The organism is Myxococcales bacterium (assembly GCA_016706225.1).
Classification (GTDB): Bacteria; Myxococcota_A; Polyangia; order Polyangiales; family Polyangiaceae; genus JADJKB01.
The window spans coordinates 109,674-133,361 of the sequence record JADJKB010000013.1 but is presented as its reverse complement, the minus strand read 5'-3'; the positions used below and the strand labels follow the sequence as shown (position 1 = coordinate 133,361).

Below are 23,688 nucleotides of genomic sequence, written 5' to 3'. Positions count from 1 at the left end.
AACCGTTCATGAGCTATCGCGCCGTCAAGGGGATGAACGACATCCTGCCGGATGAAGTCGCCCACTGGCACGCGCTCGAACGGGCGTTCCGGGAGACGGCGGAGCTTCACGGCTACGGCGAGGTCAGGACCCCCATCGTGGAGGGGACCGAGCTCTTCGTGCGCTCCATCGGTGAGACCACCGACGTGGTCGAGAAGGAGATGTACACCTTCCTTCGGCACGACGAGTCCCTGACCTTGCGCCCCGAGGGAACCGCCGGCGCGGCTCGGGCTTACGTGCAGCACAAGCTGCACGGCAAGGAGCCGATCAGCCGTTGGTACTACCTCGGGCCGATGTTCCGGGCAGAACGTCCGCAGCGTGGACGTTACCGGCAGTTCTACCAGGCGGGCTGCGAGATCTTCGGCGATCCGGGGCCGGCGTGTGACGCCGAGATGATCGACATGCTCGTCGGGCTGTTCCGCGAGCTCGGCATCTCCGACGTGGTGGCGAGCGTCGGCAGCATCGGAGGCGCTGCGACGCGCGAGCGGTACCGCCAGGCGCTGCTCGCTTTCCTCGAACCCAAGGCCGACGAGCTGAGTGACCACGCGCGGACTCGCCTGCAGGTGAACCCACTGCGCATCCTCGACTCGAAAGATCCCCGTGACCAGGCCGCCTGCGAGGACGCGCCGAACGTGCTCGACGTGCTCGAGCCCGACGACCAGGCTCACTGGGACACGCTGCGACGCCAGCTGGACGCCCTCGGGACCCCGTACACGGTCGATCCGCTGCTGATCCGCGGCCTCGATTACTACACCCGCACCTTGTTCGAGCTGAAGAGCGGCGCGGGCGAGCTCGGCGCCCAAAACACCCTGTGCGGCGGCGGTCGTTACGACGGCATGATCCGCGAGCTCGGGGGTCCGGTGGTGCCCGCGATTGGTTTTGCCATGGGCCTAGAGCGCATCCTCCTGGCGCTCGGCAAGCGAGACCTGGCCCAGCGCCCGACCTGTGCGGTCGCACCTCTCGGCGGTCGCGCCATCGAGGAGGCCCTGAAGGTCGGGCGGGCACTGAGAAAAGCCGGCGTGCGGGCCGACGTCGACGGCCGCGGCAACTCGTTGAAGAGCATGCTGCGCCGTGCCGACGGCCTGGGAGCTCGCTGGTGCATCGTGATCGGCGAGGCCGAGCTCGAGCAAGGCGTCGTTCAGCTCAAGGATCTGGTCGAGCACTCCCAAGAGGCGCTCGCTCTCGGCGACGTGGTCGCCAAGGTCGCAGGCGCCGCGGCCGGCGGAGGCGTGTGAACCGACTCCGCTGCCTCTGGTTGCTGGTGCTGTGCGCGCTTTCGGTCGTTGCACTGGCGCGGCCAGCCCACGCGCAAGACCCGTTCGGCCCCGGCATCGCGCCGATGGGCACGGGTCAGCAGCCGAAGGGCGCACAGCCGAAGGCACCGCCCGGCTCACCCGAGATGCACGCGGCGGGCGGCGGCGACTCGCTGCTCCCGCCGGGCAGTGAGCCCGGACTGCCGAAAGACCCGCTCAAGGTCGGCAAGAAGATCAAACAGAAGATCGGCACGAGCACCCAGCTCGACGACCAAGCGCAGGGCCAGACCGGCCAGATCGAGCGCCAGTTCCTGGGCCTGTATTACTCGGAAAAGAACGGCGGCTACCGCTTCCGCGTGGCGTTTCCGGTCTGGGCCGAGCGCACCCAACCGTCAGCCACGGCCCCCAAGGTCGTGGATCGCGCGTCGCTCTACGGCGGGCTCTACTACAACCGCCGCAGCGCCGAGCGCGCCGACGACGTGCTGTTCCCTCTGGTGTGGAACATGCGCGACCTCAAGGTTGGCAGCCGCACCACCGTGGTGGGTCCTTATGTAAACCGAGTTGCGCCCGGCGAGCGCGACAACTGGTTGGCGCCGCTCTACTTCACGGGCAAGCGCAAACACGGTGGCTACACCATCATCCCGCCGCTGCTCACGTATACGCGCACCGACGCGGACGGCCAGGGTGGTTTCAACCTCGTCGGGCCGATGTTCTGCACCTGGAAGGGCGGCAAATCGTGCGATCCGCGCACCGCCTACGACCTCGATTTCGGGGTGGCGCCCTTCTATTTCTTCGGCCAGACCGAGCAGAGCAAGTACGAGCTGATCCCGCCGCTGCTCCACTACTACAAGTACAACGACCGCACCGAGACGTACGTCAATCTCTGGGGGCCGTACTATCGCGAGCGCACTCAGGAGCGGGAGATCTTCCACTTGATGCCCCTGTACTGGAGCATCTGGGGACCGAACGAGCGGCACACGACGTTGCTCCCGTTCTTCCACTACGGGTGGAAGGGCAACTCGTCGCTGTTCGTGAACCCGTTCTACCTGATCTCCAAGGCGGAGGATGGCGCGAGCACGTTCGTGACCTGGGGCTACGCGCGCCATCGCGGGCGCACCAAGCTCGACATGATCACGCCGCTCTACTGGCACTACGAAGACCCGGACATCGGCCTCGATCAGAAGCTCTTTTTCCCGTTTTTGTACTCGCGCACGAGCCCCCGGGAGTCCAACCAGGTCTTCTTCCCGTTCTGGGGCCACTTCAAGCGTTACGGCGTGAGTGAGACCACCTGGATCACTCCGTTCTTCCAGCACACGACCGATCTCCGAGGCTGGGAGACGAACATTCACCCGATTCTGTATCTCGGACGCAACGGCCACAGCTCACACACCGTCGTCGCGCCGTTCTTCTGGGACTTCGTCGGGCGGGACTCCCGCGCGACGGTGGGTTTCCCGATCTACTGGCGCTTCAGCGATCGTGACAGCGTGGCTCAGCTGGTCGGCAACGTTTATTACCACGAGAAGAAGCTCTCGAACGGCCTGGACTGGGAGATCCACGTCTTCCCCGCCTTCAGCTACGGCGAGACCCCCGACGGTCACTGGTGGAACGTGCTGTATGGTCTCGCGGGCTACACACGCCGCGGTGATCTGGTGAAGATCCGCACGCTGTGGATCCCGATCAAGCTGAGCGGCCAGGAAAAAGACTGACCGCTGCCGGCCGCGGCTGAGCCTTCGTGTTTCGCTCGAAAGCGCGAAAGCCGAATCAGAAGTGAAAGCTGTAGGCCGCGCTCGTGGGGCCCAAGCTCAGGGTGTGCACCGGGCGCGGCGCCCGTCCCACCTTCGCCGGCTCCTTGCTCGAGAGCACGATCAGCGTCACGCCCGCGGCGGCGCTGAGACCGCCGGCGATCATCAGCGGAACACCCAGGCGCTTCGAGCCCAGATCGTCGGTCGCAAAGGCCAGGTACGCCCCGACCGCCGCGGTGCCGACGCCGGCGCCCGACATGAACATCGCGAACGGCAGCGGAGACTCCTTCGGCGCCTCGGCTTCCTCGACGGGTTTGTCCGCCGCGGGCGCCGCGGTGCCGGGCGCCTTGGGCTGGGCGGCTGCCTCTTCGGCGGCGGCGGGTAGCGCGTACACAAAGGCGGCGGCGGCAAGAACGAAGGCGAGTCGGCGCATGGCGGCGGGAGCCTAGCCGCGGCCTGGGCGCCTCGGCAATGCCCCACTCGCCAAGCCCAGGTCCGCACGCTAACTTCCGCCCCCGTGAAACGCTTCAAAGCAGCCGTCATCGGCGGCTCGGGCTACGGCGGCGGCGAGATGATCCGCCGGCTCTTGCTCCACCCCGAGGTGGAGCTCGCGCGGGTGTCCTCCCTCGATTTCATCGGCGAGCCGCTGGGCGCTGCCCACCCGAACCTCGACGGGTTGACCGAGCTCCGCTTCGAGCCGCTGCCCCCCGAGGCCGCCGCCGCGGGCATGGACGTCGTGCTGCTCGGCTTGCCCCACAAGATCAGCGCCGAGGTGGTGCCGAAGCTGATGCCCACAGGCGTACGCATCGTCGACATGAGCGGCGACTTCCGGCTGAAGAGCGCCGATGCCTACGCCAAACACTACGGCAAGACGCACCCCTGTCCGGAGCTGTTCGCTGAATTCGTCTACGGGCTGCCGGAGCTGAACCGCGACGCAATCCGGCGCGCTCGGTACGTCGCCTCGCCGGGTTGTTTTGCCACGACCATCGAGCTTTCGCTGCTCCCGCTGGCGAGAGCCGGTTGGCTCAGCGGGTCGGTCGAGACGGTCGCCATCACCGGCTCGAGCGGAAGCGGCATCGTGCCCAGCGCCGGGACGCATCACCCGGTGCGAGCCGGCAACCTGCGCACGTACAAACCGCTGTCACACCAGCACGTGCCCGAGATCGAGGAGACCCTCGCCGCCGCGGGCGCCAAGCAGCTGTCCGTGCGCTTCGTGCCGGTGTCGGCGCCGCTCACCCGCGGGATCTTCGCGACGTCCTTCGTGCGAGTCGACGCAGCCATTCCCTCGACCGAAATCGAGACGCTGGCGAGCCGCTTCTACGCCGACGAGCCCTTCGTACGGGTTCCCCACGGGCGCCTGCCCGAGGTGGTCGCAGTGGCCGGCTCGAACCACGTGGAGGTCGCCATCGTTGCAGGGCCCGTCGACGGCGCAACCCGGCTTTTGACCTGTTTCAGCGTCACCGACAACCTGATCAAGGGCGGCGCCGGCCAGGCCATTCAGAACATGAACCTGCTGCTCGGCCTCGACGAGCGGCTCTCGCTCGAAGATCCCGGCGGCTATCCGTGACCGAGCGCATCGTCGTCAAGCTCGGCGGCGAGGTCATCCGGGGCAGTGAGCTCGGCTCGGTCGCCAGTGAGCTGGCAGAGCTCGCGCGCTCGCGGCGGGTGGTCGTGGTGCACGGCGGCGGACCGCAGACGACCGCCCTACAGAAAAGCCTCGGCCAGACGCCGAACATCGTCGGCGGCCGGCGCGTGACGGATGCGCTCGCCCTAGAAGCCATCAAGATGGCGGTGGCAGGGCAAGCGAACGTCGACTTGTGCGCGGCGCTCCTGGCTGCGGGCGCCAAACCCGTCGGCCTGCATGGCGCGTCGAGCTCGGTCATCCGAGCCACCCAGCGTCCTCCGCGGATTTACAGCGGTGCAGGCCCCGACCCGATCGACTTGGGTCACGTCGGCGACGTGGCTGGCTTCGACGTCGGGTTGCTCGACCTGCTCGGGGGCGCGGGCTACCTGCCGGTCCTGGCGTGCCTCGGCGCCGACTCCGCCGGGCGCGTCTTCAACATCAACGCCGACATCGTGGCGACCCGCGTGGCCGTCGCGCTCGGCGCCTCGGATCTGATGGCGCTGATGGACGTGCCGGGTGTGCTCGCGGACCGGAACGATCCGGCCAGCCGTTTTCCCCAGCTCAGTATCGAGCGCGCTCGGCAGCTGATCGCCGAGGGGGTGGTTCGGGGCGGCATGATCCCCAAGCTGGAGGAGTCCGTCGTCGCGCTCGAGGCCGGCGTGCCCCGCGTGCACTTATTGAACGGCGGCTTGGCGCAGGCCGCGGCCCAACCCGGCAGCGTCGGCACCCTGCTCGTCGCCTGACGGCGGGCTCGCGCCGCGGGTCACTTGGCGTCAGAGCAACAGCGGAAACCGGTCTCGGTCCCGTGATAGTAGCGGTCGTGCGCGGTCTGAGCGGCGCGGCAGAAGTTCCGGCTGGGCTGCCAGTAGGCGCCCTTCATGGCCGGTCGCACCGGGGTCGAGTTGTCGATGCTGACGAACTCTTCGAGGTTACCGGCGAGGTGTTTGACCCCGAACGGGCTCTCACAGCGCGGGTACTCGTCCGCCGTCACGCGCATGTCTCGCAGCTTGCCCTCGGGCGAGACGACGTCCGTGTGGTCCGCGTTGCAGGCGGAGGCGTCGCGCTTGAAACCGTAGGGGTACGGGCGCATCTCCTCACCCTCGCAGGCGAAGTTGTACTCGCTCTCCATGCACATCCGCTTGCCCAGCCCGCGGCAGGTCCGGTCCCCATCCGTCCAGCTCTGGTCGTTCGCAGGCAGCGTCTCACCGGGCTTCACGTATTCGGACCGGTCCATGCAGAACCGCATCTTCTTCTTGGGCGAGAGGCACCTCGCGGGCTGTGCGTACTCCGCGCAGCGGAAGAACTCGAAGCGGCCCGGCGGATCCATGTACTTGAGGCACCGCTGCTCGACCTCCGGGCAATACTCCCCCTCGACCAGCACCATGCCCGCGCCACAGGCTTTCGGTTCGGCCGGCCGGGCGAGGTCGACCAAGTTGACCGTTGCGGGCAGCAGCGAGGCGAGCGTGGGAGACTGCGCCAGCATCGGGACGGAGCCCACCTCGTCGACCGCCTGCGGTTGAGCCGCGTCGCGTCGGTTACAGGCGACGAGCAGCAGCAAGGCTGCGCCCATCACGCCGGCGGTGGGGAGGCGTCTCACGCCGTCTTTGAATCTCAGGGGAACGCGGGTGCGTCAAGCGCATTGTTCGCCGGCCGCCCGGTCGGAATCTCTGCCCATCCCAGACAAAGCTGCGATTTCGGCCGCTTTGCCTTCACATCTCAGGCTGTGCGCTAACCCACCTGCCGCTCAACCGTGCGCGCCCACCGAGGCGCCTGGGGCGTCGGAGCAGCAGCGCACGCCGACCTGGATGTCCTTGTAGTGGTCGTCGTGTTTGGTCGTGGCCGGGCGACAGCGGTTGCGGGCCGGCATCCACCAGCCGCCCTTCAGCCCGTTGCGGTAGGGGTAGTTGTAGCGCTGGCTCTCGCGCAGAACCGGCTCGTCCAGGTTGCCCGCCATGTCGTAGACGCCGAACGGGCTCACACACTCGGGATTGCCGCCGTTGGGCATGCGGCGGTCGGCGAGCACCTGGTACTGCTTGTTGTTCGCGTCGTAGAGCTCTTCCTTCGGGCGGTCCTGGTTGCACTTGGCTTCGCGCGTCCAGCCGTAGGGATAGGGCCGCATTTCTTCGCCCTCGCAGGCGAAATTCCACTCGTCTTCGGTGCAGATCCGCTTGCCGATGCCCTTGCAGGTGTCACTGGCGATCACGAAGCTCGCCTGGTTCATCGGCAGCTGTTCGCCGGGTTTTGTGTACTCGTGCCGATCCATGCAGAAGTTCATCTTCACGCGCTCGCCAACACACGTCGCTTTCGGCTCGTATTCGCCGCAGCGCGCGTACGGCAGCGCCGGGTCGTCGAGCCACTTCACGCAGTTGTGGCGCACGTCGGTGCAGTAGTCGCCTTCCACGGTGACCATCTCGGGCGGGCAGGCCTTGCCGCTCTGCGCCACCGCACCGGGCGGCGCCCCCGCGACGGGGCTGTCAGGGGTGGGCGCAACGTTCACGTCGAACCCCGCACGGGTGACGCTGTTACGCGGCGTGTGACGAGGCGCGTGACGGTCGTCCATCGCTCCCTGGTAGGGGTCGGCGGTGCCCAGAGGAGCCGCTTCGGCGAAGCTCGGGATCGCGCTGCGGCTGGCATACGCTGCCGAATCCACAATGACTCCAGCCCCTTGGCTCAAGAAGCTTCCCGCCACCACCAAGAACCCCGCCAAGAGATGCCGACTCATACGACCTCCACCTACATGGTCGCAGCGCTCGGGTGACCCAACCAAATTCCCGGACATGATTGGAGCCAGTGCATCCGTCGTGCCGCCGAGTCTGGCCTCCGCCTACCGCTCTCGACGAGGCCTGCGGCCGCGCTCGTTCGCGCCCCACCAGTACGCCGCAACTCGACCCGATGCTCGGCTCAGGCGGTGCTGCGCTCGGCCAGTTTCGCGCGCAGACCTTCCACGAGATCCGCGAGTCCCGCCGCGGAAGCCAGCTCCGCCATGCGCTCGAGATCCCCATCCGGGACGTGCTCGGCGATCTCGAGCGTGAGCTCCGCGGCTCCCCGGGTCGAGCCTGCCTCGAGCTGCAGCCTCACCAAGGTCGCGGCCACCTCGACGCGGGCGTCGCCCTGCAGTCGGAGCGCGGTCAGTAGCCGGATCGCGTGGTCCCGCCCCCCGTCGGCCTCCGCCACTGCCGCCTCGACGTAGGGGTCGAGGGTGCCCTTGGAGAGGCGAACCAGGTCTCGGGCGCGGGCGACGTCGCCAGTTGCCAGCGCAGCCCAGGCCAGGAGCTCCACTGCCAGCTTGCGTTCAGCCGGCACGCGGCTGGTCTCGAGCGCGGCGCCCGCCAGCGTCGCCGCGCGGGCGCCATCCGAGCCATCGAGCGCGCGCTTGGCCTCGTCGAGCAGCTCTTTCACCGCGTCGGGCGGCAAGCGGCCCGCCGCCTCCGCGGGTTGTTCTTGCATCGCGGACATGAAGTTCGAGATGCCTCCCATGCCAAAGAGCAGCGCCCCGAACAGCGAACCCATTCGATAAAGAACGATGGTCGTCACGACCCCGAAGATCAGCGAGACCGTCGCGAAGAGTTTGCGCCGCTCGGGTCCGAGCGCGGTCGCGAGCACCTGCCCGCCGTCGAAGGGCAGCACCGGCAGCAGGTTGATCACGCTCCAGAACACGTTGGCAAAAGCCAGGAGCGCCAGCGCCTCGACCCAGGGGGCTTCTTTCGGCGCGGTGCCCACCAGTCGCGTCACGCCGACCAGCGCCGCGTACGCCGCGAACCCGAGGGCGAAGCCGGCGCCCGGCCCGGCGAGGGTGACCAGAATGCGCCGTTTCTTGCCCAGGTCATGCGTGGCCGACCAGGACGTCACGCCGCCCAGCATGTGCAGGGCGATGCTCGGGGTTTGGCCGTAGGCCCGTGCCGCGAAAGCGTGCCCCAGCTCGTGGACCATGATGGAGACGAAGATGATGACCAGCCACAACACCGCGTCGGTCCAAGGCCGCCCGGGGCGCAGGCCGATGATCAGGGCCAGCAGCCAGAACCCGATCTGGATTTCCACCGGGAAGCCGAAGAGCCGGAAGCGCAGTGCACCCATCGCCGTGTCTGATAGCTCAGCTCCTCCGATCGGGCGAGTGCTAGCGGCCGCATACGACCGGCGCGCCCGCCCGGCGTGGCCCGAGCCGAGGGTGACCGAGGGCGAATCGCCGCGATTTGTCGCCCAAGCGCGAGCCGCCTCCAGCGCCCGTCACTCGTGGACGTAGACGGCGGTCCCCTGCCCCATGTCCGGCCCGACGTTGATGCCGTGCCAGCCCTCCGGCAGCGGAGGGTCGGTCCAGCGAAAGACCAGCCGCGCATCGACGGGAGCCAGATTGATGCAGCCGTGGCTGCGCGGGATGCCAAACACGTCGTGCCAGTAGGCGCCGTGCAGCGCGTAGCCGGCCGCGAAATACTGGATCCAGGGCACGTCCCGGAGCTCGAAGTTCTTCGCTCCCCGTCGCACCGTAATGCCGTACTCGGGATCACGCCCCTTCTTGATGTTGAGCAACCGGCGCTGGTCGTCTTCGCTGAGTCTCTTGCCGTCTTCCTCGGCGGCCTTGAGCCGTGCCACGGTCGCCGCGGCGTCGCCGCTGACCGCCACGGCGCGCGTGATGCTGCCGCCGGCGAGCGTCGAGTTCTCGTTGGAGTCCATCGCCGCCGCGATGTGCTTGCTCTGCAGCCTGAACTGCCCCTGAATGGTCGAGAGTGTGGTCTTGGGATCCCCCATGCGGTCACGCCCCGTCGAGACCAGCGTGGCGTACCAGGCACGTTTGCCCTCGTAGAGCACGAGCGTCTGCTGCGCCAGCGACACGTCGATCCACTTCTCACCCTTCTCGGCCGACTCCGGCCAGGTCGCGGGCGGAGTCACCACGGAGATGTCCTCGGCTCTCAGCCAGCGGGTTTTGTCCTTGCTCGTCTGGTAGAAGCGCTTGCCCGCCTTGATGCGCGCGTTGCCGCTGAGCAGCACGATGGCGCGTTTGGGGATCTCGTCGGCGGCCTTGGCCTGGTCCTTGTTCCTGATCAGCTTCCAGGTGCTGACCTCGCTACGATTCACCCAGGCGAACGGCATCTCGACTGCCTTGCCGAGCTCGATGCCGTGGAAGGGCGAGCCGGTATCGGGTTTCACCTTGGTCGTGGGGATTAGCCGGAGGTCGACCGTGATGGCGAAGTGCCGCTTGAATCCGCCGTCATCGGCGTCGAAGGCCCCGACGAACGAGAGGCCTGTCTTTCTTCGCACGCGATCGGCAAACACCGCGTACTCGGGCACGTTGAAGCCCGAGACGTTCGGGATCGTGCGCTTGTTACCCTCCAGCCAGAACGGAATCGGGTCATTCGGGGTCTTGCCACCGAAGAGCTGGTTCTGGCTGAGCTCGGTGCTCGGCTTCACGCCCTCCGGGAGCTTCAGCCCGGGCAATGCGATGCCGCGCGCGTCGAGCGGCACGTCGTTGGCGCCGGTCACGACAGCTTGAACCTCGCTCTTGTGCGCTTCGTACCAGTCCAGATGTTCCGCGAGCTGGAACTCGCTCTTTTCCTGCTCTGCCTTGGTCGGCACGCGGAGATACTGAGGCGCCGTGGCGCGCACGAAGCCGTAGCGATACGGCATCGGTTTGTCGAGCTCCGGCCGCACACTCGCCGCGCGCAAGAGCGGCGCTTCCATGTCGGTCGTCACCTCGTCGGTGCAGGCAAACCCCATCGGGTACACGCGATACCACTCGCCCTTGCACCCCTTGCCGGTGACGGCATCAGCATCGCGCTTCACCACACCGCCGAGTCGCAGGTAACCGAGCTTGCGCGAATCGACGTCCGCCAACTTGTACACGGTGGCTGCGATGACGGTGGCGCCGAGCCTGGGCGCGGTGTCCGGCGCCTGTGTATCGAGCTCTCCGTGCTCGACCTTCAGGCTCGACACGGGGTTCGGTTGTGCGCGCGCGGAGGCACTCGGTGCAGCGCCCGAGGCCTTCCCTGACTTGCAGCCGAGCGGTGCCCCGACGAGCAGCCCCGCTACTGCCGCGAGCTGTCTGATGCTGCGTGCGTTCACGACGAGTCGCGGTTCATAGCGAATCTCACGCGCACGTCAAACGCGCCTCAGCCCGCCGGATCGGAGTCCGAGGGTGCCTCGCTCACCGGCTCGCCGCCCCGGCCTTTGCCGTCGATTTCGACGTGTTTTGCGCCCTCCGGCAGCTCGGGCAGCTCCTCCAGGTTGGCGCCGGGCCCCACCCAGAAGACCTCCGGCACCGGCCGGTACTCGCTGTAGTAACTGCGCAGCGGTCGCACCTCGCCGCCGGGCAGCACGAGCCGCACGCTGCTGACGACGTCGTACCCCTTGATGCCCCGCTGGCGCTTGATGGTCTTGCCCTCTTTCACGAAGGGCTTCGTCCACACGCGGCGATAGAAATCGTGCGTCCGGATCACCGCGTAGGTGTGCTCGACCTTCCCGGTCGGCTCCCGTCCCAGGAACTCGACCCGCAGCTTGCCCGCGCTCGGCAGGAACGCGTGGATGATGAGCGGCGTGTCGTAGGGGTTCCTGAACTTGAGGTCGACCTCACCCCAGATCACGGTGGCATCCAGGCCGAGCGGCGCGTACCCGCTCGGGCGACTGTGGCTGCGGCGCGCCAGGACGTCGAGCGCACCAAAGACCACCGCCGCGTGCACCGTCGAAGCGACCTGGCAGGTGCCCCCGCCGAGCCCGGGCTCGAGCTCGTCGTCGCGGATCACCGGCGCCGACACGAACCCCCGCTCCAGCGTCCGGGGCCCGACGATCTGGTTGAAGCTGACGGTCTGACCGGGGGCCACGACGAAGCCGTTCAGGTTGTTTGCGGCCCGTTCGATGTTGACGGCGCGGCCATGCCCGGTCCCGCCGAACTTGGTCTCGAACGACGACAGAACCTTGGACACGTCCACCGCCGCCAGGCTCGCGCTGGTGACCCTCGCAGCAACCGGTTGGGTTGCGATGGCGTAGACCGACAGCTCGTTCCGTTCGCCTTCCGTGAGCATCTGCAACGTGCCCTCGACGTCGAGCACCCGGCCCACGCGTTCGTCAATGCGCAGGTGCTCGACCAGGTCGAGGCGCGCGTCGACCGGGGCCTGCTCGACGTGAGGCGCGACCCGGGCGAGCGCGACCTTGGCGCGCTCGGTGTCGAACGACCAGCTGAGCGGAACGTCGATCTCTCCGCGCCGGGCCTTGAGCACACGGTACAGCCGCTCGCTGGCGTTCCCGCGATCGAGCTCGTCGCGCACGGCCCGCATGGTCGCCGCCACGTCGAGCTCGATGCCCAGCTCGCCCGCCGAGACCGGCAGTGTGCCGTCGTGATCCGGCAGCTCGAAGAACGCCTCGCGATCCAGCAGGCGCACCCGACGCGCTTCGAGCCAGTCGCCGAGCGCCACACCCTCCGGCTGCAGCTCTCCGCCGATGGTGGTGCCAGGCAACGCCCGACCCGAGGCCATGAAGTCGAAATACACCCAGCTGCCAGCCCCGGTGAGCGCAGCTGCGCTCAGACTGAGTACGGTCGCAAAGACTACGTCACGGCGCACAGGACAAAGGGTAGCGGCCTCTCGGTGGTTCCGGCAAAGTGCCGGCGGCCGGAGGAGCGCTTGCCAAGGATTACGCTCGGATGGCGGGGTCGTGTTCCCGACCTCGCCGACCCGGCGCCAGGCGCGCTATAGCCCTCCCCGCATGAAGCTGACCTTGAACGGGGAATCCCGCGAGATCCCGGATGGGCTCACGGTGCGCGCGCTGGTGGAGCACCTCGGCCTGACCGACGGCCCGGTCGCGGTGGAGCAGAACCAAGAGGTCGTGCCGCGCGCCGCCCACGAGACCACGGCGCTGTCGGACGGCGACGTGATCGAGATCGTGCACTTCGTCGGCGGCGGCTGAGGCTCAACCGCCCACGAGCTTCTGGTGCTCCCGGGCCAGCTCCAGGTACGACACGGCTCCGTTGATCCCGAGCAGCGATTCGTCGTGGGTCACCTCGCGGATCACCTTCGCCGGCGACCCTCGCACCAGGCTGCGGGCGGGGATCTTCATGCGCGGTGGCAGCACGCTGCCGGCCGCGATCAGGCAATCGTCACCGATCTCGACGTTGTCCAGGATGATGCTGCCCATGCCGAGCAGCACGCGGTTGCCGACCCGCGCGCCGTGGATGACGACGCTGTGACCGATGGTCACATCTTCCCCGATCTCACTGTGGCTGATCCCGGTCGTCATGTGGATCATGCAAAGATCCTGCACGTTGGTACGGGCGCCGATCTTGATCCGCCCGCAGTCGCCGCGCAGCACCGCCCCGTACCAGACGTTCACGTCCGGGCCGAGCTCGACGTCGCCGACGATCACGGCGTTTTCCGCGAGGAAACAGCCAGCCGCGATGCGCGGCACAAACTCCCTGAACGGACGCACCCAGGCCATCAGGCGACCACCGGCAGGCTGACTCGCGCGGGTTCCTTGCGCGCGTTCTCGAGCGGCGCCACCCGACGCACGTCGGCAAGCTCTCCCTCCAGCGAGTTCTTGAAGGCCTGCACGATGCGCACTCGGACCATCTGCCCGGTGGGATCGTCCGTGCAACCAAAGTGTACGATCTCGTTGGCCTCGGTGCGGCCGGTGTATCCCGTCTTGCCGCGCCCGACCGCGAGCACGTCCTGAGTGGAGCCGACGAGCCCCGCGAGGTGCCTCACCCGCAACGGATCCGCTACCGCAAACAGCTCCGCCAACCGCGCACGCTTCTCTGCTTCCGGAACGTCGTCGGCGAGCTTCTGCGCCGGCGTGAATGGCCGCTCGGAGTACTTGAAGGCAAACACTCCGGCGAAGTCGAGCTCCCGCACGATGGCCAGGGTGCCCTCGAAGTCTTCGCGGGTCTCCCCCGGAAATCCCACGATCAAGTCCGTGGACAGGGTGATGCCCGGGACCGCGGCGACCAGGGCCCCCACCCGCTCGCGGTACTCGTCCAAACTGTAGCGCCGGATCATGCGTTTCAGCACGCGATCGCTGCCGCTCTGCACGGGCATGTGTACGTGTCGGGCCAGGACCGGCAACTCCTGATGCGCACGGATCAGGCTCATCGTCAGGTGCCTCGGGTGCGGGCTCGCATAGCGCAGTCGCCCGAGCTCCGGCACACGCGCGGCGATGGCCCGCACCAGGGCTGCGAACTCACTCTCGTCCTCTCGAGCGGTGGTGGGATGGGTGTGGGTCCAGGGCAGCTCGCCGGCCCCGGGCGCCACCCCGAGCTGCTTCGACGGATCGCGATAGCTGTTCACGGTCTGGCCGAGCAGCATGATCTCGCGGACCCCGGCGGCGGAGAGCCGCGCCGCCTCGTCGATGATCTCGTGGCTCGGCCGGTAACGCTCGGGGCCTCGGGTGTGGGGCACGATGCAGAACGAGCAGCGCTCGTTGCAACCCTTCATCACGGTGACGTGAGCCGCGGGCCCGACCCGTCCTCTCTCGGCGGCGGCGCGGAGAAAGTGTGGTTCGTCCACGTCGTGCACCGTACGCGCGCGGGGCGGTCCGCCCGCCTCCACCTCACGCAGCAGCGCAGGCAGCTCCGGAATGTTGTCGGGGCCGAAGACGAGATCGAGCTCCGGCACTCGCTTGAGCAGGCGCTCGCCCTCTTGCTGTGCGACACAGCCGGCGACGCCGATCACGAGACCGGGCCGCTCGCGCTTGAGCAGCGCCAGCCGCCCCACCTCACTCCTCAGCTTCTGCTCTGCCTTGTCCCGCACGCTGCAGGTGTTCAAGAGGATGACGTCGGCGTCGGCGTACTCGGCCACCTGCGCAAGGCCGGCGGCGCGCAGCACTTCGGCCATCCGATCCGAGTCGTGCTCGTTCATCTGGCAGCCAAATGTGACGACGGAGAAGGTGCGCACCGGGGCAGGAAACTAGCATTTCTTCCACCATCAGCCTGATCTAGGCGGAATCATAGGCACAATTCAGTATTGTGGGCTTATGTAAGAACATGTAGGCTTCTGTAGTATGAAGCTCTCGCTCGGCTCCCGTGGGTGGTTGCTCATCGCCTCGACCTTGCTGGTCTTCCTGCCCTCTGCTCTGCCCGGCTGCAGCGCTGAATCCGAAGCTGCACCCGGCGCGGTGTGCGGCGCGCCAGAGCATCGAAAGGGCTGTGTGCCCGCGTACCCGCCGGGCAAAGCCGACGCGCCGGACCCGTGCGCGGCAAACGGCTGGTACGACGACGCCAACAACTTCTGCGACGACCCGTACGGCTACTGCGCACATCCCGATCCCGACTGCGGCCCCGACCCCGACGCCTGCGGTGACACGCCCGAGTCGGAGGGCATGCTCTGGAAGGGGGATCCGAAGCAGGGCTGCCTGGGCCCCGGCGCCGGCGCGGGCGACGACATCGAGCTGCTCCTGACCGAGCCCTACTGCGACGTGTGCACGGACCAGGACAAAGCCGTACTCAAGGCGCGCTCCCCACTGGTGAAGAAGATCGTCGAGCTGGTCGACGGTGCAGAGAAGTCCGTCGACGTCTCCCAGTTCACCTTCAGCGTGTCGGAGATCGCCGACGCACTGCTGCGGGCTCACGCGCGCGGGGTCAAGGTGCGCTTGGCCATCGACTCGGCCCAGAAAGTACCCGAGTCCAAGGCGACGGCGCTCGCAAACCAGGGTCTCGACGTCCGCTTCGTCAGCGGCAAGCCGAGCGGCCCCGAGGGCACCGGGCTCCTGCACGCGAAGTTCTTGTTGGTCGACGGCAAGACGCTGCTCAACGGCAGCAACAACTTCTCCTCCACCGGAACCACGCTCAACGAAGAGAACGCCATCCTGGTCCGGGGCAGCCCAGACCACCCGCTGATCTCGGGCTTTTCCTGTCACTTTTCGGCGATCTGGGACAGCGACCACGCCGCCGCCGGAGCCTGTACCAACCCGAGCGTGGCGTTCACCCCGAGCAGCGCACCCATCAAGCTCTTGGAGGACCGGCTCAATAACGCAAAAAAGAGCGTCGACGTCCTCATGCATCACCTGACCTTCACCGATCTGGTGAAGGAGCTGCGAAACGCCGCTCAGCGCGGCGTGCGGGTGCGGGTCTTGCTGAACGTGCCGGAGCGGGCGGCGCACAGCGGCACGGCGTGGAACGAGCTGGTCGCTGCAGGCGGCCGGATCCGCTACAAGCGGGTGAACGAGGCCGCCTACCAGCTGATGCACCACAAGCTCGTGATCATCGACGGGCGCCAGATGATCGACGGCTCCGGCAACTGGTCGGGCAGTGCGTTCTTCAATAACTTCGAGAACTACGTGGTGGTCGATCACCCGCGTGTGATGCAGCGCATCCGCGAGCTGTACCACCGGCTCTGGACCTGGTCGCTGACTGCGGCGTCGCTCGATCAGGGCCGAGACGCGGCCCAGCAACACGTGGACGAGACCCACTCCTACTTCGGCAACCTGCACGCCCACTTTCACGCCAGCGCGGACGGCGTGACCCTGGACGACGGCAAGCCGGAGAAGAAGGGCGCGGACGGGCAGACGCTGCCCGTGAGCATTCCCGGCGACGTCGGCGCGGCGGCCGAGAACGCGTTCGCGTACTCGCGCGACGCCGGTGGCCTGGACTTTCAAGCGCTGTCACCCCACTGCCACGACGACGGCGCGGGGAACGACGGCGCCAACATGAGCGAGGCCGGCTTTGCCGCGCTGAAGGCCGCCGCGGCCGCCACGACCAGCGCGAGTTTCGTGGCGCTGGCGGGCATGGAATGGAGCACCAACAGCCTGGGCAACCACGTCGGTGTGGTGGGCTCGGGGGCGGTGGCCAAGACCGAGCGAGGGCGCTTCGATACCTTCTACGGAGAGTTCCTGCCGGAGCGGGAGGCCGCCGGGGACAGACCGCTGATCATGCTCAACCACCCGAAGACCTTCCGCGCGGACGAAGCCGGATTGGAAGGCAACTGGGACATGATCTTCGGTGTGAAGCTGACGGACATCCCGAAAGCAAGCGAGCGCGGTTACAAGTTCAACGACTACGGCATCGACGACTTCGCTCCGCTCAAGGACGTGCGGGCCCAGTGGATCGCCGGAGAGGCGCTGCCGGACCCCATCATCGTCGACAAGACGCTGGCGGCGGTCTGGGCGAGCGCCGCTCCCTTCGCGCGCACGATGGAGGTCACTCTCGGGCGCGGCACGGAGCTCGGAGGGGAGACGCCCGCGAACCCCAGCCTGGTCGACGATCTGCAGAACCCCGGCGCGATCGTGCGCCGCACGCGGCTGAGTGACCTCGACTTCTTCCTGACCCGGGGTTTTCGCCTCGCGCCCACCGCCTCTCACGACAACCACTACGCCAACTGGGGCACCGGCCACACCAGTCGCACCGTGGTGATGGCAGACAGATTGAGCGCCGACGCGCTCTTGGACGCCATCGAACAGCGCGAGGTGTACGCGAGCGAGGATCAGAACCTCTCGGTGCGGTTCTTCGCGGCAGATCGCGTGCCGATGGGCGGCAGCACGCAGACGCCCGCCGCGAGTCTGTCGGCGCGCCTGTGGCTGGCGGATCCGGACTACAGCGGACCCTTCGTGGTGCGGCTCTTCCACGGCACGGCGCTGGGCAAGGTCGAGGTCGTCGTCGAAGAGAGCGGGCTCTCGGCGGGCTGGCACCCCCTCACTCTCGACGTCCCCACCCCGGGGGAGCACTTCTTCTACGTCGAAGTCCTCGAGCTCGATGCGAACCGCGCGGCCTGGACCGCGCCAATCTGGGTGGACCGCATCTAGGGCGTGTCGCTATATCGAGTGCCGCTTCTCGCCCGTGCCCGTGCCCGTGCCCGTGCCCGCTCTTCTTCTTCTTCTCCCCTACCCCCGGCCCGCACCCTTCACGGCTGCGCCTGCTTCTCGCTCATTCCCTCGAGCACCAACTTTGGCGTCGCGCCGTCGAACCCGTCGCGCCGAAACAGGAGCCCGCGGCCGCGCTCGAGCTGCGCCACGATGGAGCCCGGGCCATCGATCAAGTCCTCGTGCGCCGAGGGCAGATCGACCTTCTGCATGACCTTGCCGTCGCTGCGCCGAACCACGAACAGAAAATCCGGCTCGGCGGTGAAACCGTAGCCGGACACGATGTACTTCTCGTACACCATGATGCGGTTGTTGCTGGTCAACGCCTTCGTGCGCCAGAGCACCTTCTTCGTGAACGGGTCGAGCGCGATCAAAGACGAGCATTTGCCGCCCGCCTCTCGCGAGTAGCTCTGGCACGCTTCGTTGAAGTAGACGACCCCGGCGAAGTAGCGTGCGTCCTGGACCTCGAGCCGCTGCTTCTTGGACAAAAACCCCGCGAGCGGCACACGAAACAAGGTCTTGCCCGCACAGTCGAAGGCCGCGATCTCGAAGGCGCAGTTCTCGTGCGCGCTCAGCTTGCACGACGACGCATCGTACGGATCACGATACAGGGCGAAATACCCAGCTGGCGACGGGTCGAGCAGGAACAGCTCCAGCGTGCCGTTGCTCAGCGGCACGAACGCCGGCACCGGCGGCCCGACCCAGACCCGCTTGCTCTTTGCGCCGAGCGAGCCGTCGGTGTGTGTGCGCAGCCGGCCGGCGAACTCGAAGCGTCGTTTGCCCGGGGTCGTCGGCACGGTGAGCCCGCCCGCACTGCGCGCCGGCGGTGGACCACTCGGAAAACCGCAAGCGATGAACGGGGCTGGTGCGGGAGTTGTCGGAGCCGTCGCCACGAGCGCCGGCTCCGGGCTCGACGTCTCGACGATGTGGAGCGGTTCGGGCTCCGGCTCCGCCGGAACGACCGGGATCGGCTCGGGGGGCGGCGGCAGCGAGGCGTCACGAGCCGGGCCGCCGCAGGCGAGAAAACTCCCTGAGAACGCCAGAGTCACGAAGAGTAGGCGAGACACCGGCAAATCATGCCACCCGCTCGGCCCGCCGTCATTGACCGGGTGGCCAGCCTTCCCTATGTTGCGCGCCGATTTGAGACACGCGCATGACCCATGCTCGTGATCGAGGGAGCCCGCAACGCGGGGAGAAATACGCATGACCGAGCAATTCAAGAACCTGGTCGATTTGTGTGAAAAGAGCTGCGAAAAACACGCCAGCCGCGAGCTGTTCGGGACCAAGACCGACGGCGCGTGGAAGTGGAATACCTACGGCGAGTTCGGCAAGCTCGTCGACGCCTTCCGCGGCGGGCTCGCCAGCCTCGGAGTCAAAGCGGGCGACAAGGTCGGCATCGTGGCCAACAACCGCGTGGAGTGGGCGGTCGCCGCCTACGCAACCTACGGGCTCGGTGCCGCCTTCGTGCCCATGTACGAAGCCCAGAAGGCCGACGAGTGGCGCTTCATCCTCGACGACTGCGGGGCGAAGGTCGCCATCGGGGCGACCAACGACATCTACGAGAAGCTCAAGGGTGTGAAGGACCAGGTGTCTTCCCTCGAGCACGTGGTGGGTTTCGAGGCTGACGAGAGCGACGACCACTCGTACGCAGCGCTCCTGAAGAAGGGCGAGGCGTCACCCGCCAAGGCCATCCACCCCGCGCCGAGTGACATCGCCGGCTTCATCTACACCTCGGGCACGACGGGCAATCCCAAGGGCGTGATCCTGAGCCACGACAACCTGTGCAGCAACATCAACGCCATTCACACCATCTTCCCGTTCAGCGCGAGCGATCGGTCGCTGTCGTTCTTGCCCTGGGCGCACTCCTTCGGACAGACCTGCGAGCTGCACGCCATGCTCAGCATGGGCTGCTCCCTCGGATCAACGACGCGGTCGAGAACCTGGTGTCGAACCTGGCCGAGGTTCAGCCGACGATCTTGTTCGCCGTGCCCCGCATCTTCAATCGCATCTACGACGGGGTGAACAAACAGATGACGGAGAAGCCGGGCTTCATCCAGTCGCTGTTCCGCAACGCCGTCGCAAACCGCACCAAGAAGTCCCGCGGCGAGGACGTCGGCGTCTGGTCGGGCATGGGGATCTCCCTGGCCGACTCGATCATCTTCTCCAAGATCCGGCAGAAGTTTGGCGGCCGGCTCAAGTACGCCGTCAGCGGCAGCGCTGCCTTGTCGAAAGAGGTCGGCGAGTTCATCGACGCGCTCGGCATCCAGGTCTACGAGGGCTACGGCCTCACCGAGACCTCGCCGATCGCCACCGCCAACTTCCCCGGCAACCGCAAGATCGGCAGCGTCGGCAAGCCCATCCCGGGCGTCAGCATCATCATCGACAAGACGGTGACCTCCGACCCGAAGAACGGTGAGATCCTGATCAAGGGCCCGAACATCATGCAGGGCTACCACAACCGCGCGGACGAGAACTCCGCCGTGCTGATGGAAGACCGGACCTTCCGCAGCGGCGACATGGGTTTCGTGGACGACGACGGGTACCTCTACATCACGGGTCGCATCAAGGAGCAGTACAAGCTCGAGAACGGCAAGTACGTGGTCCCGTCGCCGCTCGAAGAGGAGCTGAAGCTCTCTCCCTACATCGCGAACGTGATGATCCACGGCGCGAACAAACCGTACAACGTGGCGCTGGTCGTGCCCGACAAGGCGGCGCTCGAGAAATGGGCGAGCGAGAGCGGCAAGAAGCTGGACGACGTCGAGAAGAGCGCGGACGTGAAAGCGCTGATCGCCGAGGAGCTCAAGAAGTACGGCAAGAGCTTCAAGGGTTTCGAGCGCCCGGAAAAATTCGTGGTCACGGCCGAGGACTTCACCACCGACAACGGCATGCTGACGCCCACCCTCAAGTTGAAGCGGCGGAGTGTGCTCTCGAAGTACGAGCCCGCCCTCGACGCCCTGTACAATTGAGGCGCGCGTTCGCTGCTCTCTTCGTGGTCGGCTGCGCCGGAGCTCCCGGCGCAGGGCCCACGGTATTACCCGAGCAGCCGGACGCCGCGGCGCCCCACTGCCGACCGGTCGACGTGGCCCGCGCAGACGCGGCCTTCGAACGAGCGCGGGCGTTTCTGGAGCTGATCCGCAAGGAAGAACATCCGCCGAGCGATCTGTTCGAGCGCGGCGTGCGGGATCTGCTCGAGGCCGCCGAGAACGGCAACCTCGAGGGGCAATACCGCTACGCCAACGTGGTCTTCGGCTTTCTGTTCACCGACCACGCGCCCGAGCCCGCGGACGAAGCCGACTACGTGCGCGCTTTCAAGTTCTATCGGGTGGCGGCGCTGCGCGGCCACCCCACACCGCTGAAGTCGTTCCCCGGCATCGACCAGAAGACCGCGGCGGCGATGGCGCTCCAAGAGCCGCTCGCGAGCATTCCGAAGGCGTGGCTCGAACGAGCCTTCGAGCAGGCTGACGCCTGGCTCTTGTGTGCCCCTGCGGCCGCAAGAACTCGCTTCGCTCCCGCGGCGCCGCCGCCGGACACCAGACTCCAGAGCGGCGACAGCGGTTGGACGCGCAGCGGGGATCCCGAAGGCCCGCTCCTGCGCGTGACGGCGGAACAGACGGCCGGCGCCAGCGTCGCACCGCCGGTGACGACGCGTTGGCTCGCCGCGCTGCCCCAGCTCCACGCCTGTTACCTCGAGTGGCTCGCGCGCGAAGCGGGCTCGGGCGGAACGTTGACCCTGCGGGTCGATCTACCGGAGCCAGCGATCGTGATCACCGGCGCCGGCGACGACGCCATGAAGGACTGCGCCAAGCGGGCGTTTTCAGCGGTGAACCTGCCGAAGGACGTCACGACGAGCGCGCGCCTCGAGCTCGCGCTGTTTCCGCGGGCGCTCTCCGCGCCGGCTTTGCCCGAAGCAGAAGCCGACGAGCACGTGGACCGCTGGGAAGTCGATGGCAGCTGCTGGCGAACGCTCACCTATCCGTGCGCGCCGAACAAACGCTGCATGGCACCCAGCCGCGAGCGCGTGCGCTGCCCAAACAAAACCGAGTGAGTCAACCTCACGTGCTCCTTCGGCAAAACCCGCGTTTCGGTTTCGCGACCGTGCACGCACTCTTGACCAAGCGTCGAAGTCGTGGGACACGGTCGGAGTAACCGGAGTTACCTGATGAACCCCCTCCCGCGCCACAACATGCTGACCACGAAGTCGTTCGGCGACGCGTGCGTTCAGATTGCCTGCGCGGCAGGAGGTCGGCTGATTTGCTGAAATAGCCCAAAAAGACCTCGATTTCCTGCCGCGGCGCCCAATGGCCCCGCGGCTTTTTTTATTTTTTCTGCAACCCGAAGAGGACCGTCATGAACACACAACGACAAAGAGAAGCGCTGCGCTGGAAACAGAAACCCATCCCCGAGTTGGTGCGACTGGCGTGGCCGATCGCGGTCTCGATGCTCTCGTACAGCATCATGACCCTGGTGAGCACGCTGTTCGTCGGCCGGCTCGGGGCGAATGCACTGGCTGGTGTGGGTCTCGGAGGCATCGCGGCCTTCGGGCTGATCGTCTTTGGCTTTGGTCTGCTCAGAGCGGTGAAGGTGGTGGTCAGTCAAGCCACCGGCGCCGGCCGGAGCAGCGAGCTCAGCGTCTACATCGCGACCGGCGTGCTTCTGGCGCTGGCCCTGGGGCTGGTCAGTGTCACGACTGGGCGCTGGCTGGCCGCGGTCCTGCCACGCTTTGCGGGCAGCCCGGAAACCGGGGTTTTTGCCGCCGATTACCTGTGGTGGAGAAATCTGGGAGCCCCGTTCGTGCTCGTTGCAGTCGTGCTGCGCGAGGCCCGCTACGGACTCTCGGACTCTCGTTCGCCGCTGGTCTCGGCGCTGGCCGCCAACGTCACCAACGTTGCGCTCGACACACTGTTCATCCTGGGCCTCGGCCTCGGGGTACGCGGGGCCGGCGCGGCAACTGCGCTGAGCCACGTGGTGGAGGCTGCGTTCCTGATCGGCGCCTCGAGGCATCCGGGCTTCGCCTTCGCACGCATCCGTTTCCGCCACGTGCGGGCCCTCTTCAAGCTGGGAGTCCCGCTGGGCCTGCAGTTCGTGCTGGAGGTCGGCGCGTTCGCCGTGCTGGTCGCGGTGCTCGCGCAGGTGGGCGCGGTGGATCTCGCAGCGCACCAGATTGCCCTGCAGGTGACTCACCTGTCATTCTTGCCGGCGCTCGCGGTCGGCGAGGCGGCCAGCGTGCTGGTCGGTCAGGCAGTGGGTGCGGGCGAGGACGGCCTGGTGAAGATCGTTGCGCGACGAGCGCTCCTCGTCACCAGTGTCTACACCGGCCTCTGCGCTCTCGCCTTCGTCGGGCTGGCTCACGTGATCGCCGGCGTCTTCACCACGGATCTCGCGGTGCGTGCCATGACCGTGAAGCTCCTGTGGGTGGCGGCAGCGTTCCAGGTGTTCGACGGCGGCAACGCCGTCGCGCGCTCGGTGCTGCGCGGCACGGGTGACGTGCGTTACCCGGCCGTGATCGCGGTGCTCATTGCCTGGGTGTCGACTCCCCCCCTCGCGTGGTGGCTCGGCATCCACCTCGGCTGGGGCGCCGTCGGCGGCTGGCTGGGATTGGCTGCGGAAATCGTGGTCGGGTCGAGTCTGCTCTGGTGGCGGCTCGAGCGCGGTGGCTGGCGCAAGTCCGCCGCGGCGTCGCGGGAACGGCTCGCGTCGGAGCCCGAGGCGAGCGAACTGGCCGGCGTAGCGGTCACCCCATGATTGGGGGTCACAGGCTGCCGACTTTGATCGGCGCCTCGAATGTGAGCGGTGCACCTTGTTGGGGTTTTGCCGAAACGGTGAGCGTCCCGGCAAGGTCACCGCTGGCTTCGAGGAACACTGTCACCTGCCGCGGTTTGGTCCATTGCAGCGCGCACGCAGTGAACCCCTGCCCGCCCGCGGCGAGGGTCGTCCCATCCGCTCCGACGAGCTTCGCGTCGATGAACCAGATCTCGCCGCTCTCCGTGAAGACCCGCGGGTAGATCCAGAAGTGAGTGCCGCCCTGATTGCCCCAGTGTCGGGTCAGCATGTCGTCGTCAGCGACGGGGACGAACTCCTGCGTGCTCGTCTCGCGCAGCACTTCCAGCGCCGGCGCAGCGCTCGGCGCCGCGAGGCTCGGCTCACAGCGCGGGCCGTCGTCCGGCTTCGGCTCGGCCTGACTGGGCGAACAAGCCGTGAGACCGAGCAGGGCGACGACGGCAAACAGCGAGGCGAAGCGCACTTCGTCGAGCGTAACACACGC

The 23,688-nt window shown here is 67.3% G+C and carries 18 protein-coding genes and 1 pseudogene; 9 read left to right on the top strand and 10 right to left on the bottom strand.

Annotation, left to right across the window (positions count from 1 at the left end; all coding sequences use genetic code 11):
* Nucleotides 1-8: 8 nt before the first annotated feature.
* Entirely contained in the window at nt 9-1,274 is a 1,266-nt protein-coding gene (locus IPI67_21655) for a histidine--tRNA ligase (GenBank protein ID MBK7582788.1), read from the top strand.
* Complete coding sequence (locus IPI67_21650; GenBank protein ID MBK7582787.1) at nt 1,271-2,998, top strand: hypothetical protein; 1,728 nt, start codon at nt 1,271-1,273, stop codon at nt 2,996-2,998. The genes IPI67_21655 and IPI67_21650 overlap by 4 nt, the downstream gene beginning before the upstream one ends.
* A 55-nt stretch (nt 2,999-3,053) precedes the next feature.
* Here the strand turns inward: IPI67_21650 and IPI67_21645 are convergent, their stop codons facing one another.
* Complete coding sequence (locus IPI67_21645; GenBank protein MBK7582786.1) at nt 3,054-3,467, bottom strand: hypothetical protein; 414 nt, start codon at nt 3,465-3,467, stop codon at nt 3,054-3,056.
* Nucleotides 3,468-3,605: 138 nt separating this feature from the next.
* Here IPI67_21645 and argC point away from each other — a divergent pair, with 138 nt between their 5' ends.
* Both argC and argB read left to right on the top strand, forming a co-directional pair.
* Nucleotides 3,606-4,601 carry an N-acetyl-gamma-glutamyl-phosphate reductase gene (gene argC / locus IPI67_21640; GenBank protein MBK7582785.1) on the top strand — a complete coding sequence of 332 codons (996 nt, stop codon included), beginning with the start codon at nt 3,606-3,608 and terminating at the stop codon, nt 4,599-4,601.
* A complete protein-coding gene (argB, locus tag IPI67_21635) occupies nt 4,598-5,401 on the top strand; it encodes an acetylglutamate kinase (GenBank protein MBK7582784.1) in 804 nt (267 codons plus the stop codon). The genes argC and argB overlap by 4 nt, the downstream gene beginning before the upstream one ends.
* A gap of 20 nt (nt 5,402-5,421) precedes the next feature.
* Here argB and IPI67_21630 read toward each other — a convergent pair whose 3' ends face one another.
* The 5 genes from IPI67_21630 to IPI67_21610 all read right to left on the bottom strand — a co-directional run bounded on the left by IPI67_21630 (nt 5,422) and on the right by IPI67_21610 (nt 12,205).
* On the bottom strand, nt 5,422-6,255 hold the full coding sequence (locus IPI67_21630; GenBank protein MBK7582783.1) for an SUMF1/EgtB/PvdO family nonheme iron enzyme: 834 nt from the start codon (nt 6,253-6,255) through the stop codon (nt 5,422-5,424).
* 147 nt (nt 6,256-6,402) lie between these two features.
* Entirely contained in the window at nt 6,403-7,380 is a 978-nt protein-coding gene (locus tag IPI67_21625) for an SUMF1/EgtB/PvdO family nonheme iron enzyme (protein ID MBK7582782.1), read from the bottom strand.
* A gap of 179 nt (nt 7,381-7,559) precedes the next feature.
* Nucleotides 7,560-8,732: a hypothetical protein gene (locus IPI67_21620; GenBank protein ID MBK7582781.1), complete on the bottom strand. Its 1,173-nt coding sequence runs from the start codon at nt 8,730-8,732 to the stop codon at nt 7,560-7,562.
* A gap of 150 nt (nt 8,733-8,882) precedes the next feature.
* Nucleotides 8,883-10,367, bottom strand: a complete 1,485-nt coding sequence (locus IPI67_21615) for a L,D-transpeptidase (protein MBK7582780.1) — start codon at nt 10,365-10,367, stop codon at nt 8,883-8,885.
* Nucleotides 10,368-10,759: 392 nt separating this feature from the next.
* On the bottom strand, nt 10,760-12,205 hold the full coding sequence (locus tag IPI67_21610; protein MBK7582779.1) for a VanW family protein: 1,446 nt from the start codon (nt 12,203-12,205) through the stop codon (nt 10,760-10,762).
* 142 nt (nt 12,206-12,347) lie between these two features.
* Here IPI67_21610 and thiS point away from each other — a divergent pair, with 142 nt between their 5' ends.
* Nucleotides 12,348-12,548: a sulfur carrier protein ThiS gene (thiS, locus tag IPI67_21605; protein ID MBK7582778.1), complete on the top strand. Its 201-nt coding sequence runs from the start codon at nt 12,348-12,350 to the stop codon at nt 12,546-12,548.
* Between the two features lie 3 nt (nt 12,549-12,551).
* On the opposite strand, the gene IPI67_21600 is transcribed toward thiS, so the two are convergent.
* A complete protein-coding gene (locus IPI67_21600; GenBank protein ID MBK7582777.1) occupies nt 12,552-13,076 on the bottom strand; it encodes a gamma carbonic anhydrase family protein in 525 nt (174 codons plus the stop codon).
* Nucleotides 13,076-14,527: a tRNA (N6-isopentenyl adenosine(37)-C2)-methylthiotransferase MiaB gene (miaB, locus tag IPI67_21595; GenBank protein ID MBK7582776.1), complete on the bottom strand. Its 1,452-nt coding sequence runs from the start codon at nt 14,525-14,527 to the stop codon at nt 13,076-13,078. Before miaB ends, IPI67_21600 begins: the two co-directional genes overlap by 1 nt.
* Before the next feature lie 106 nt (nt 14,528-14,633).
* On the opposite strand from miaB, the gene IPI67_21590 reads away from it, so the two are divergent.
* Nucleotides 14,634-17,369, top strand: a complete 2,736-nt coding sequence (locus IPI67_21590; protein MBK7582775.1) for a phosphatidylserine/phosphatidylglycerophosphate/cardiolipin synthase family protein — start codon at nt 14,634-14,636, stop codon at nt 17,367-17,369.
* 98 nt (nt 17,370-17,467) lie between these two features.
* On the opposite strand, the gene IPI67_21585 is transcribed toward IPI67_21590, so the two are convergent.
* A complete protein-coding gene (locus tag IPI67_21585) occupies nt 17,468-18,493 on the bottom strand; it encodes a hypothetical protein (protein ID MBK7582774.1) in 1,026 nt (341 codons plus the stop codon).
* Nucleotides 18,494-18,629: 136 nt separating this feature from the next.
* Between IPI67_21585 and IPI67_21580 the strand changes: the two are divergent.
* From IPI67_21580 to IPI67_21570, 3 genes and pseudogenes are all read left to right on the top strand, one after another.
* Nucleotides 18,630-20,392 (top strand): annotated as a pseudogene (locus tag IPI67_21580) (long-chain fatty acid--CoA ligase).
* A gap of 113 nt (nt 20,393-20,505) precedes the next feature.
* Nucleotides 20,506-21,471 carry a hypothetical protein gene (locus IPI67_21575; GenBank protein ID MBK7582773.1) on the top strand — a complete coding sequence of 322 codons (966 nt, stop codon included), beginning with the start codon at nt 20,506-20,508 and terminating at the stop codon, nt 21,469-21,471.
* A gap of 302 nt (nt 21,472-21,773) precedes the next feature.
* Nucleotides 21,774-23,168, top strand: coding sequence for an MATE family efflux transporter (locus tag IPI67_21570; GenBank protein MBK7582772.1), 1,395 nt, complete (start codon nt 21,774-21,776; stop codon nt 23,166-23,168).
* A 7-nt stretch (nt 23,169-23,175) separates the two neighbouring features.
* On the opposite strand, the gene IPI67_21565 is transcribed toward IPI67_21570, so the two are convergent.
* On the bottom strand, nt 23,176-23,667 hold the full coding sequence (locus IPI67_21565; protein ID MBK7582771.1) for a hypothetical protein: 492 nt from the start codon (nt 23,665-23,667) through the stop codon (nt 23,176-23,178).
* Between the last annotated feature and the right edge of the window lie 21 nt (nt 23,668-23,688).